Origin of the sequence: Halobaculum marinum (genome assembly GCF_029338555.1) — an archaeon.
Lineage (GTDB): Archaea > Halobacteriota > Halobacteria > Halobacteriales > Haloferacaceae > Halobaculum > Halobaculum marinum.
Map to the genome: position 1 here is coordinate 639,089 of NZ_CP119989.1, position 12,613 is coordinate 651,701.

8 protein-coding genes are annotated in these 12,613 nt (G+C 72.9%); 4 read left to right on the top strand and 4 right to left on the bottom strand.

Annotation, left to right across the window (positions count from 1 at the left end; translation table 11 throughout):
* Positions 1-30: 30 nt before the first annotated feature.
* From mutL to P0R32_RS03385, 3 genes are all read right to left on the bottom strand, one after another.
* Positions 31-1,698: a DNA mismatch repair endonuclease MutL gene (gene mutL, locus P0R32_RS03375; protein WP_276238517.1), complete on the bottom strand. Its 1,668-nt coding sequence runs from the start codon at positions 1,696-1,698 to the stop codon at positions 31-33.
* Positions 1,695-4,367, bottom strand: coding sequence for a DNA mismatch repair protein MutS (gene mutS / locus P0R32_RS03380; RefSeq protein ID WP_276238518.1), 2,673 nt, complete (start codon positions 4,365-4,367; stop codon positions 1,695-1,697). Before mutS ends, mutL begins: the two co-directional genes overlap by 4 nt.
* Positions 4,368-4,770: 403 nt before the next feature.
* Complete coding sequence (locus P0R32_RS03385) at positions 4,771-7,002, bottom strand: hypothetical protein (protein ID WP_276238520.1); 2,232 nt, start codon at positions 7,000-7,002, stop codon at positions 4,771-4,773.
* Between the two features lie 313 nt (positions 7,003-7,315).
* Between P0R32_RS03385 and P0R32_RS03390 the strand changes: the two genes are divergently transcribed.
* Genes P0R32_RS03390 through P0R32_RS03400 form a run of 3 tightly spaced genes read left to right on the top strand, consistent with a single transcriptional unit; the run spans position 7,316 to position 11,717 of the window.
* The gene (locus tag P0R32_RS03390; RefSeq protein WP_276238521.1) at positions 7,316-8,305 is read left to right on the top strand and encodes an AAA family ATPase; all 990 of its coding nucleotides are present in this window, start codon (positions 7,316-7,318) and stop codon (positions 8,303-8,305) included.
* Positions 8,306-8,307: 2 nt separating this feature from the next.
* On the top strand, positions 8,308-9,408 hold the full coding sequence (locus P0R32_RS03395) for a DUF58 domain-containing protein (protein ID WP_276238522.1): 1,101 nt from the start codon (positions 8,308-8,310) through the stop codon (positions 9,406-9,408).
* The gene (locus P0R32_RS03400; protein WP_276238523.1) at positions 9,405-11,717 is read left to right on the top strand and encodes a transglutaminase TgpA family protein; all 2,313 of its coding nucleotides are present in this window, start codon (positions 9,405-9,407) and stop codon (positions 11,715-11,717) included. Before P0R32_RS03395 ends, P0R32_RS03400 begins: the two co-directional genes overlap by 4 nt.
* A 22-nt stretch (positions 11,718-11,739) precedes the next feature.
* On the opposite strand, the gene P0R32_RS03405 is transcribed toward P0R32_RS03400, so the two are convergent.
* The gene (locus P0R32_RS03405; protein ID WP_276238524.1) at positions 11,740-11,979 is read right to left on the bottom strand and encodes a hypothetical protein; all 240 of its coding nucleotides are present in this window, start codon (positions 11,977-11,979) and stop codon (positions 11,740-11,742) included.
* Positions 11,980-12,171: 192 nt separating this feature from the next.
* Between P0R32_RS03405 and yciH the strand changes: the two genes are divergently transcribed.
* Entirely contained in the window at positions 12,172-12,465 is a 294-nt protein-coding gene (yciH, locus tag P0R32_RS03410; protein ID WP_276238525.1) for a stress response translation initiation inhibitor YciH, read from the top strand.
* Positions 12,466-12,613: the final 148 nt, after the last annotated feature.

Sequence of the window (12,613 nt, forward strand, 5' to 3'; positions counted from 1 at the left end):
TCCCGCTTCGTCCTGTCGCGATCCCCGCCGTCAGTGCCGCTCGAACCCGTCCGCCAGGGTCGATGCCTCCAGCGACAGCACCGTCGGACGACCGTGCGGGCAGGCGTACGGTCGCTCGCACTCGCCGAGTCGCTCGACCAGTCGCGTCGCCGTCTCGCGGTCGAGCGCATCGCCCGCCTTCAGCGACGGGTGACACGCCAGGTCCGCGAGTAGGTCGTCGCGGAGGGCGTCGGCGCCGCCCCGCCCCGACGACTCGCGCAGGTCGGTCGCGACGCCGCGCAGGGCCTCCGCGTCGGCGACGCGCCCGAGCGGCGCCGGCACCTGCGTGACGCGGTAGGTCGTCCCGCCGAACGGGTCGACGGCGAAGCCGAGTCGCGCCAGTTCCTCGCGGTGCTCCTCGACCGCGGCGGCCGTCGGCGGGTCCAGCGTCACGGTCTCCGCGGGGTCGAGTGCGGCGGCGGGTACGGCCTCGTCGGCCAGCGCCGCCCGGAGTCGCTCGAAGTTCACCCGCTCGTGGGCGGCGTGCTGGTCGACGACGAGCAGGTCGTCGCCCGCCTCACAGAGCACGTACAGGTCGCGGAACACGCCGAGCACCGTCGCGTCGGCGAAGTCGGACTCGCTCGCCTCGACGGGCGCCAGCGAGGAGTCGAGGTCCATCGCCACCTCCCCCGCGCGCCGGAGGTCGGCGGTCGTCAGCGCCTCCCGCACGCCCGCCTCGACGGCGTCGCCGACGGTGTCGCCGCCGCGGATGGCCACGCGGGCTTTCGCCGGGTGGACGTTCGGGTCCACCGCCCACGCGGGCACGTCGAGGCGGAGGACGGCGACCGGGTCGCGCCCGCTCGGGAGGAGGCTCCCGTAGCCGCGCGCGACCGCCCTCCGGAGGTCGTCGTCGCGGACGGGTCTGCCGTTCACGGCGACGTGGACGTGGTCGCGGGTCGCCCGCGTCGTCGAGGGGTAACAGAGCCGTCCCTCGACGGTCAGGGCTGCTTCGCGACCGGCGAGGTCGACGCCGGCGCGGTGGGTGACCGCCGTCGACTCCCCGCCCGTCTCGCGCCCGTACAACGCGACGAGCGCGTCCCGCGTGCCGGTTCCCGGAGTGGACGTCGTCTCTCGGCCGTCGTGGGTCAGCGAGAACGCCACCTCGGGTCGGGCGAGCGCGTACGCCGTCACGAGTTCGGAGACGCGGCCGAACTCCCGCGCGGGCGACGCGAGCGACTCCCGCCGGGCGGGGCGGTCGCCGAACAGGTCCGTCACGACGACGGTCGTGCCGCGGGCGCGCCCGGCGTCGTCGACGATTTTCTCGCCGTCCGCGACCGTCACGCGCGTTCCGACGGCGCCCCCGTCGTTCGTCACGAGTTCGAGGCGACCGGCGTCGGCGATGGCCGCCAGCGCCTCGCCGCGGAAGCCGAGCGTCGTCGCCCCGCGGAGGTCGTCGGCCGCTCGGATCTTGCTCGTGGTGTGCGGGTCGACCGCGCTGACGGCGTCCGCTCGGCTCATCCCGTGCCCGTCGTCGGCGACGCGGATCCGGTCGGTGCCGTCGCCGTCGACGGTCACGTCGACCCGCTCGGCGCCCGCGTCGAGCGCGTTCTCCACGAGTTCGGCGACCGCGCGCGCCGGGCGGGTGACGACCTCGCCGGCGGCGATGCGCTCGACGGTGGCCTCGTCGAGTTCCCGGACGGTTGGGGAGTCGTCGCTCACCGTCGCTCCTCCTCGGGCACCTCACCCGCGGCCTCCGCTGCCCGCCGCTGGAGGTCGTGGAGCGTGTTCAACGCCTCAAGCGGCGTCGTCTCCGCGAGGTGGAGGTCCCGGAGGTCGGCGAGGAGGTCGGCGACGCCACCCTCGCCGGCGTCGGGCGTCGGCGGCGTCGCGTCCGCGGCGTGCCCGTTCGTCGTCAGGTCGTCGAGCGTGCGCTGTGCGTCGTCGGCCACGAGGGAGTCTCCGCCGTCGTCTCCCGTGTCGCCGTCGCGGTCGGCGGCGACGAGGTCGTGTGCCCGGGCGACGACCGACTCCGGGACGCCCGCCAACTCGGCCACTTCGACGCCGTACGAGGAGGAGGCGGCGCCCTCGCGGATCCGGTGGAGGAACGTCACCGCGCCGTCGCGTTCGGTCGCCGCGAAGTGGCGGTTGACGACGTGCTCGTACTCGTCGGCCAGATCCGTGAGGCCGTGGTAGTGGGTGGCGAACAGGGTCGTCGCGCCCGACTCGTCGTGAAGAAATTCGACGGCCGCGCGGGCGATGGCGCGCCCGTCGGTCGTCGCCGTGCCCCGGCCCACCTCGTCGAGTAGGACCAGCGAGTCGGGCGTCGCGTCGTGGAGCACGTCGGTCAACTCGCGCATCTCGCGCATGAACGTCGACTCGCCGCCGGCGATGTCGTCGCTGGCGCCGACGCGGGTGAACACCCGGTCGACCACCGGCAGGCGCGCGGCGTCGGCGGGGACGAACGACCCCGCCTGCGCGAGCACGACGCAGAGGGCGACCTGCCGCATGTACGTCGACTTCCCGCTCATGTTCGGGCCGGTGATCAGCGCGACGGTGCCCCGCGGCAGGGCGGCGTCGTTCGGAACGAACTCCGCGGCGGTCTCCTCGACGACCGGGTGGCGCGAGCGCTCCAGGTGGACGCCGTCGGCGCCCATCTCGGGGCGGGTGTAGTCGCGCTCGACGGCGACGGTCGCGAGTGCGGCGAGCGCGTCGACGCGGGCGACGGCGTCCGCCAGCGCGCCGATCCGGTCGCACTCGGCGGCGACCTCGTCTCTGAGGCCGACGAACAACTCGTACTCCAGGGCGTCGGCGCGCTCTTCGGCGCCGAGAATCTCGTCCTCGCGGCGCTTCAGTTCGGGTGTGTAGAACCGCTCGCTGTTCTTCAGCGTCTGCCGACGCGTGTAGTCGTCTGGCACCTTCTCCAACTGGCCGTTCGTCACCTCGATGTAGTAGCCGTGGACCTGGTTGTAGCCGACTTCGAGGTTGTCGATGCCGGTGCGGTCGCGTTCGCTCGCCTCCAGATTCGCGACCCACTCGCGCCCCTCACGAGCGGTGGTCCTGATCTCGTCCAACTCCGCGTCGTAGCCCGCGCGGATCACGCCGCCCTCGGTGAGTTCCTGCGGCGGGTCCGCGACGACCGCCTCGTCGATCAACTCGCGGAGGTCGTCGAGGGGGTCCAGCGCCGCGCGCACCTCGGCGAGCGCGTCGACGCCGTCGAGCGCCTCGCGGACCGCGGGCACCGCCGCGAGCGTGTCGTGGAGCGAGCGGAGGTCACGAGCGGTCGCCCGCCCCCGTGAGATCCGACCGACGAGTCGTTCGAGGTCGTACGCCGCCGACAGCGCGTCGCGAACGTCCTCGCGGACGAGCGTTCGCTCGGCGAATGCGGCGACGGCGTCGTGGCGGGCATCGATCCGCTCGCGGTCGACGAGCGGGCGGCGGAGCCACGCGCGCAGGCGCCGGCGGCCCAGCGCCGAGCGCGTCTCGTCGAGCGTGTCGAACAGCGTCCGCCCGGAGTCGGCGTGGTTCTCGAACAGTTCCAGTCCGCGGAGGGCGGTCGCGTCGAGTCGCAGCGAGCGCCGGGGGTCGTACCGGCGGACGCGCCGGACGTACTCCAGCGTGCCGTCGTCGCCCTGCGTGTACTCGGCGTACCGGAGGAGTGCGCCCGCGGCGACGCGCTCGGCGGGGGCGAACCGGTCGGCGGCGGCGTAGCGGGCGAGCACCTCGCGGGCGGCGTCGGGGGCGAACGCGTCCGGGTCGCGCTCGGTGACCATGCAGTCGGCGCCGTCCACGACGCCGTCGGGCACGGCGGGGCCGACGAGCAGTTCGGCGGGCGCGACCCGCGCGAGTTCCTCGTCGACGGCGGCGGCGTCGCCCGCCGTGACGGCGCACTCGCCCGTGGACACGTCGACGTAGGCGACGCCGTAATCGTCCGTGTCGTCGGTCTCGGTTCCCTCGGCCTCGCGGGCGACGCACGCGACGTAGGTGTTCGTCCCCTCGTCGAGCAGTTCCTCCTCGACGACGGTGCCGGGGGTCAGCACCTGCGTGACCGCGCGGTCGACGAGGCCGGAGGCCTGCTCGGCGTCCTCGACTTGGTCGGCGACGGCGACGCGGTAGTCGGCGTCGAGCAGTCGCCGGAGGTACTTCGGCGCGTTGTCGACGGGGACGCCGCAGGCGGTGTAGGTGCCCGTGGAGTCCTCGCGCTCGATGCGGGTGAGTTCGCAGACGCGCGCCACCTCGTCGGCGGCCTCGCAGAACGCCTTGTAGAAGTCGCCGACGCGGAACAAGACGACGCAGTCGTCGTACTCCTCGGCCACGTCGACGTACTGGGCGAGCATCGGCGTCAACTCCTCGCGGCGCTCGCGCATCGTCGCCGGCGCTCCCGTGACCATTGGTTGTTCGTGAGGGGGGCGGGCGAGCGGCGAAAGGGTTTCGCACCGATCCGCGTGATCGGTCGGCGACTCGGTGGTGGTCGGTAGCTCGGTGGTGATCGGTGACTCGAATGCTTCCGACGCCGGCTCGGTGACGACCGCGAAAGCCCCCGCGGCTGTGCGCTCGGGGGCCTCGCCGCGCTCCTCGGTCAGTCGCTCCGCTCCCTCCCTGCGGTGCTCGCGTCGGCCGCCGTCCCGCACAGCCGCGGCCCCTTTCAGTCCCACCCGCCGCGACCGCACCGCACCCTCCCCAACCGACTCACTCGTCACTCGCTGGGCTCGCTCCTCGTTCGCCCCTCGCGCGCTCCCGCCGGACACGGCGGTCCGGCGGCACGCGCCACCACACAATCGGTGGCTCGGTCGCTCAGATCCCGATCTCGTCGTCGTCGCCGTCGGCCTCCCACACCCACTCGTCGCCGGTCAGCCGGGTCGACGAGCGGCGGACGCTCGGGGCGGCGAGGCCCTCGGCGTAGTCGAACCCGTACGTCGGCGGGGCGTATTCCTCGGGGTCGACGAACGCCTCGTTCTTGCGGAACCGCCGCGCGACCAGCAGGACCGGGGTGCCACCGGCGGCGACGCCGTCGACCTCCCGGAGCGTCTCCAAGCGGTACCACTGCGGGAGGCGCTCGCGCAGTTTCAGGCCGAACCGCGTGTCGCGGAACCGGCCCGCCACGCGCAGCGCGAGCGTCCCGTTCTCCGCGAGCCACTCGCTCGCGCGTTCGACGTACAGCGCGGAGGTGTCGTACGTGTAGTACGCCGTCTCGTAGTCGGCGTACGCCTCGTCCACCGGTCCCGCGGCCACGTCGCGCCGGAGCGTCGTCGGCGGCGCGCCCACGACGAAGCCGTAGTCGTCGCGGTCGAGCGGTTCGGGCGTCTCGGTTCCCGGCTCTTCACGCATCAGCGGGTCCGTGCAGTAGACAGGGAGCGTGTCGAGCGTGTAGTCCGGGTCCTCCCACCGCGCTTCCTGGTAGTCACTGAGCAGGCGGAGGAACAGCCGCGTCTCCGTCACCCGACACGCCAGCGGATCCGGGCTCGCGCCCGTCAGTCGCGCGCGGACGACCGCCAGCCGCTCGGCGTAGTCGACGCCGGCGAGGCGCTCGCGGAGTCGCTCGCTCGCCGCGAGCAGGTAGCGACCGTCGCCGACCGCCGGGTCCAGCAGGTCCACCGCCTCGTCGGCGGTGGCCACCTCGTCTGCCGCATCGCCACCGCCGATCGGTTCGTCGCTCCGGTAGCCGGCGGCGTCGAGCAGCGCGGGGACGAGCGGGTCCGGGTCGCCCGGGTCCGTGTCGATCCGCGGCAGGTCCGCGACCGACAGGAGGCGGTCGTACGCGGCGACCGCTCGCTCGGGGTCGCCGTCGAACGTGAAGTGGTCGAGGTACCAGACGGTCCGCGAGAGCGCCTCCGCCACGTCGTCGTCGTCGAGCGCCCACCCGGCCAGATCCGGGGCGCGTCGGTCGTACACCGCCGCCGACCGCTCGCGGGCGATGGCGAACAGGTCGCCGACGTCGCGCTCGACGCCGGCGGCTTCGGCGAACGTCTCGAACCGCTCGACGGCCTCGCCGGTCAGCGTGTCGTCGAGGAAGTCCATCCCCTCGAACACCTGGACGAGCAGCGCCTCCTCGACCAACTGGAAGGCGACGACGCGGGCGAACGCCCGGCGGTTCTCCGAGGGCGTGAACCCCGTGCGCCCGGCGCCGCGGACCCACGTGCCGTACGCCGCCCGGAGGGCGCGGGCGTCGGCGTACTCGGCCTCGTGGGCCAGCAGGCGGCGGCGAGCGGGCCCCGCGGCGGTGTCGTCGCCGTCGCCGTTGGCGGCGTCGCTGGCGGCGTCACGGAGGGCCGCGGCGCGGTCGTCGAACGCCGCCACCTCGTCGGCGAGTCGCGCCTGCGCGTCCGCGATGGCGGGCGCGAGCACGTCGGCGAGGCAGTCGCGCAGGGTGCCGACGAGCGTCTCCAGTTCGTCGTCGTCGTCATCGTCGTCTGCGTCGACGTCGACGTCCACCGTGCGCTCGGCCGGGGCGTCGAACTCCTCGTCGCGCTCGACGGGCGTCAGTTCCGCAGGGCGCAGCGTCGCGAGTTTCGCGACCGCGATCTGCGGCCCCGGGCGGAGGGTCTGCGAGAGTTTCCCGCGACGGCCGGCTTCGATCACGTCGCCCAGCGGGATGTCGGTGTGGGGCGACGCCCGCACCCCCGCGACGGTCCGGACTTCGGCGGCCTCGGCGGCCTCCTCGTCGTCGAGGACCTCGAACACGAGCAAGCGGTCGACCCCACCGGCGGCGACGTAGCGGACGGATGGCTCGGTACTGGCAGCCTCGAACGCCGCGACGACTGCCGCGCCGACCTCGTCGGCGTCGCCGGCCGCGGCGAACGTCACGGCGACGGCGCCGTCGTCGTCGCGGAAGCGGGCGACTCGCCCGTCGCGCTCGTAGCCGTCGGTGCCGTAGCCGAGCACCTCGCCGAACAGCGTCGCGCTCAACACCGCCGCGACGTCCGCCGCGTCGGCGTCGGCGTCGAGCGCCGCCTCCGCGCCGTCTGCCGCCCTGACGGCGCGTTCGACGAAGCCTCCTCCGTACGCACTGTGTGATCCCTCAGACATCTGTGACTCCGAATCGAGTTTCCGTCGGGATCGAAGGTACCTAATCCTTTCTCAGTTTCGCTAACGTTTCTCCAGTCAACAGCCTATTTGCACGGCTCGGCCAGGTTCTCCACCCGAAACCAACGGGTTCGCCCCGTTCGGCTCCCGAGTGCTCACGAGCGGTCCGGATCCGCCGGGATCGGCGCCGCGGATCGGTGTGCGGCACGTCCACAGGCGGCAGAGTTAGGTCCGTCGGGTCCGTCACGCGTGATATGATCGACACCCAGACGGCCCGCGACCGGGTGTGTTCTCTCGTCCTCGGGGTGCGCCGCACGTGAGCGACGCAGAAGCCGAGGCCGACCTCGACCGGGACGCCGAGGGCGAGTTCCACGACCACGCCCCCCTCCCCGTTTCAGAGGCCGCCGATCTGGTCGGGCGCGTCGCCGACAACGTCGGGGAGGTGATCGTCGGCAACGACGCCGCCGTCGAGCACATCCTCGTCACCGTCCTCGCCCGCGGACACCTCCTCTTGGAGGACGTACCGGGCGTCGGCAAGACGATGCTGGCGCGCTCGCTCGCGAAGTCCGTCGACTGCGAGTTCAAGCGCGTCCAGTTCACGCCGGACCTGCTCCCCTCGGACGTGACCGGGATCAACGTGTACAACCAGAAGTCCGGGGAGTTCGAGTTCCGCCCCGGCCCCGTCTTCGCCAACATCGTCCTCGGCGACGAGATCAACCGCGCGCCGCCGAAGACGCAGTCGGCGCTACTGGAGGCGATGGAGGAGCGGCAGGTGACCGTCGACGGCGTCACCCGCGAACTGCCGGACCCGTTCACCGTCATCGCCACCCAGAACGACGTCGAGCCCGGGCGGACGTACGAGTTGCCGCTCGCCGAGATCGACCGCTTCATGAAGAAACTCCGACTCGGCTACCCGAGCAAGGCCGACGAGTCGGAGATCCTCGCCCGCACCGCCGGCAACCACCCGATCGAGTCGCTGGAGGCGGCGGCGACGACCGAGGAGTTGCGCCGCGCCCGCGCCACCGTCGGCGAGGTCGAGGTGTCCGAACCGGTGCGCGACTACGTCACCGAGTTGGCGACGTACACCCGCGAGCACGCCCAACTCGGCGTCAGTCCCCGCGGCAGCATCGCCCTCGTGCGCGCCTCGCAGGCGCGCGCCGTCCTCGACGGTCGCGACTACGTCGTCCCCGACGACGTGCAGACGGAGGCGCCGTCGGTGTTCGCCCACCGCGTGCGCCCCCGTACCGGCAGCGAGTCGGGCCTCGACGTGGTCGAGGACGCGCTCTCGACGGTGGCCGTCGAGTAGCCATGCGGCTCACCCTCCGCGGGAAGGCCGTCGTCGTCGTCGCGGTCGTCGCGGTCGCCTCGGGCCTCGCGTTCGGCCCGCGCGCGCTCAACGCCGTCGTCGTCCCCGCGCTGGTCGCCCTCGTGGCCGCGCACCTCCAACTCCGCTGGGCAGACCCGCCGCGGGCCGCCCGCGCCGTCCCGCCGGACGACCACGTGGGTCGGAGGTACCCCGTCCGCCTGTTCTTCGGCGACCGCGACGGGCCCCGCCCCGACGCCGACACCGGGATGGCGCGCCCGTTCGCCGGCACCGTCCGCGAGCGCGTCGGCGGCGGCCTCGACGCCGACCGCGTCGTGTTCGACACGGTCGTCGGTGCGACGCCCGTCGAGTACGAGGTCGACTACGAGTCGCGCGGGCGCCACGTGCTCGGCCCCGCTTCCGTGACCGCGCGGGACGTGCTCGGCCTCGCCGAGGTCGACCTCTCGACGAGCGAGACCAGCGAGGTGCTGGTGTACCCGCGGGTCCACGCCATCGCCGGGTGGGCGCGCCGCGACCTGCGCGCGCTCCACGAGACGGGCGTCCACGAGGAGCGCCGCGAGTTCGACCGCCTCCGCGAGTACGACCGCGGCGACTCCCTGCGCGACGTCCACTGGAAGTCGACGGCCAAGCGCGACGACCTCATCGTGAAGGAGTTCTCCGCGGAGGCCGAGACGGAGGCCGTCTCCGTCTCTGCGGGCGCCGCGACGACGCCGGGTGCCGCCGACGCCATGGCCGAGGCGACTGCGAGTCTCGTGCTCGCGCTCGTCGAGGACGGCGTCCCGGTCGACGTGCGCCTCGCCGACGGGACGTTCACGGTCACCGGCGAGCGCGGCAGTCAGGTGCGCCTGCTCGAACGCCTCGCGGTCGTCGGCCCCGGACGGGTCGCAGACGCCGACGCCGACGTGACGGTGTACGGCGAGGCCGACGGCGTCCGCGTGACGGTCACCGACGAGGAGCACGACTTCGCCGAGTTCCGCGCCGAGCGCCCCGCGACCTACGGCGTCTCCCGGCCGGACCCACGAATCGAGCGCACGCGGTCGGGTCGAGACGACGGTGACCGTGCCGACGGCGAGGTGGTCGCGTGAGCACCCCGTCGTCGCCGTTCGGCGGGATGGGGTCGGGGCAGTCGACGAGTCAGCGCCGTGCCAGTGGGTCGGGGGCCGAGCGCTACTCCGTGCTCGCGGCGCTCCGTCGCCCTGCCACCGTCGGCGTCGTGCTCGCCACCGCGTCGTTCCTCGCGGTGTTCTACCACGTCGTCGACGTGGTGGGCGGCGCGACGTTTCTGCTGATGGAGGTGGCAGTCGTCGCCGGCGCCGCGGCGTGGCTGGGCGGGTTCCTCCGCGAGCGCACCGCCCTCGCCCTCACCGTCGTCGGGTTCGCGCTCGCGCTCGTCGGCTACGTCCTGTCGGTGCCGCCGTCGGCGCGCGCGCTGTTCACCGTCGGGCGGGTCGCGGGTGACGTGCTCGCGCTGGTGACCGGCCTGTCCGTCCTGCGCCTGCTGAATGCCGGCGCGTGGGCGCTGTTCCTCGCCCCGGTGCCGACGTTCCTCGCGACGTACCTGCTGGTGCGGCGCCACGCAACCGCCGCGGCGACGGTCGGCGCCGCCACGACGGCGTTCTTCGTGCTCACCGGCGACGCCGGCCCGTGGGTCGGCCTCGCGGCGGCGGTCGGCCTCACGCTCGCGGTCGGCTTCGACGGCCTCGCGGCCGCGGGTCGCCGGGGCGTGCTCGCCCAGTGGGACACGCTCGCGGTGCTGGTCGCCGTGATGGTCGTCGCGACGAGTCTCGTCACGGTGGTTCCCGGCAGCGCGACGAATCCCGTCGTCCCCGGCGGCGCATCGCCGAGCGTGGAGTCGAGTCTCGTCGCCAACACCGACTCCGTTGGCGTGCTCGGGAGCATCCGCCTGTCGCCGGAGGTGCGCTTCACCGTCACCGCCGACCGCGCCGACTACTGGCGCGTCGGGTCGTACGACCGCTACACCGGCGGCCGGTGGGTCCGCACCGGCGACGCAGATCCGTACTCGGGGCAACTCGGCCCGCCGCCGGGCGAGAGCGAACGCCTGGTCCAGGAGGTGACCGCCCGCGGGAAACTCGACGCGCTCCCGGCGGCGTGGAAGCCGGTCGACCTCCGCGGGCGCGTGGCCGACACCGCACAGGTGACCGACCACGACGGCCTCAAACCGGGGACGACGCTCATCGAGAACGACACCTACACCGTCGTCAGCGAGCGCCCGACCGCGACGACCGGGCAACTGCGGCGCGCTGGGACGGACTACCCGACGGCGATCAGTTCCCGGTACACCCAGTTGCCCGAGAGCACGCCAGACCGCGTCGGCGAGCGCACCGCCGAGGTGTTGCGCCAGGCGGACGCGCGCAACCCGTACGACGCCGCCGTCGCCATCGAGCGCCACCTCGAACGCACCAAGGAGTACTCGCTGGACGTGCCGGCACCGCAGGGCGACGTGGCCGACCGGTTCCTGTTCGACATGGAGTCGGGCTACTGCGTCTACTACGCGACGACGATGGTGGCGATGCTGCGCACGCAGGGCGTGCCCGCCCGCTTCGTCGTCGGCTACACCCCCGGCCAGCGGGTCGCCGAGGACGAGTGGGTCGTGCGCGGCCTCGACTCCCACGCGTGGGTCGAGGTGTACTTCCCCGACCACGGCTGGATCCGCTTCGACCCCACCCCGAGCGGCCCGCGCCAGGCGGCCGAGCAGGCGAGCGTCGACGCCGCCCGCGAGGAGGGCGTCGAGAACGTCGACACCGCCGACTCGGAGGACGGCAGCTACGAGACGCCGACGCCGACTCTGGACCCCGCTGGCGACACGGCGGGATCGAACCAGATCACCGCGATCAACCCCGACGGCGACGAACTGCTCACCGGGGTCGCCACCGCCGACGGCGGCGGCTTGACGGCGAACCTGACGAACGCGGGCGCCGGCGGTGGCGGTAGTACCGACGGCGACGGCGGTAGTGGTTGGACCCCGACCCGGAGCGACGTGGCGGTCGGCCTCGCGGGCGCTGTCGGCCTCGTCGCCGGCGCCCGGCGGTTCGGGCTCACCGGTCGCGTGCGTCGGACGGTGTGGCTGTTCCGCCAGTCGCGCTCCGACCCGGCGAGCGACGCCGAGCGGGCGTTCCACCGACTGGAGTACCTCTCGGCGCTCGTGTACCGCCCCCGGCGACCGGGGGAGACGCCGCGACAGTTCGTCGAGGCGCTCTCGCGCGACCGCTTCGGCGACCGCGCCCGGACCGTGGCCGACGCGTACGAACATGCCCGCTACGGTGGCGGCGTCGACGAACGGGAGGCCGGCAGGGCCGTCGCGGCGGTCGACGACCTCGTCCGCCAGCACGCCCCGGTGGTGCGTCGCCTCGGCGGGGCGGGCAAGTCGTCGTAGTCTCCCGGCGGCGCCCGCCGAGTTACACGACCGACAGCGCCAGTAGCCCGACGCCGATCACTCCGACGAATCCCGTCGACAGGATCCACGTGACACGAACGAGGGTGAGGTTGTCGTCGACGCCGAGCGCGCGAAACGGGATCATCGCGCGATACGAGAGGTGTGACTGTAGATACTCTCCCGACGCCGTGAAGCCAACCCAGAGCCCGTACCCGCTCAAAATGACGAACAGCGCGCCGAGTGCGAGGGTCGTGACAGCCATCCGGTGAATGTCGACGCAGGTGGACTTCAGTTTGAGGGTGTGGGCCGTCGGCTGAGTCGTGCGCCGCCGCTCGACCCACTACATCGCCCGCCGCGGCCGCCCGTTTCGGACGACGAGCGCCACACGCGACGGGATTTCGCGTGCGAACACCCGACAGGATTTAATACGGCGCTCTTGTAGTCACGAGCGGAAATGTCCGAGGTATGCTCGACGTGCGGACTGCCTGAGGAACTCTGCGTCTGCGAGGACGTCGCCAAGGAGTCCCAGGAGATTTCGATCCGCATCGACGAGCGCAGGTACGGCAAGGAGGTAACGGTCATCGAAGGATTCGACCCGAAGGACGTGGACATGGACTCGCTGTCGAGCGATCTCAAGTCCAAGTTCGCCTGCGGTGGCACCGTCGAAGACGGCGCCATCGAACTGCAGGGGAACCACAGCGGCCGCGTCGAGGGGTTCCTTCGCGACAAGGGGTACAACGTCGCGTGACCACCGAACCGACCTGACTCCCGCAGTCGAGCAGCGACACTCTCTATCGTTTTCCGCCCGCCGAGCGGCGTCGCCGGTCGCCGCCTCGATCCGTGTTCGACCCGAGCGAGACTGACTCGACTCCACCCCGACCGGTGCGTTCTGTTCA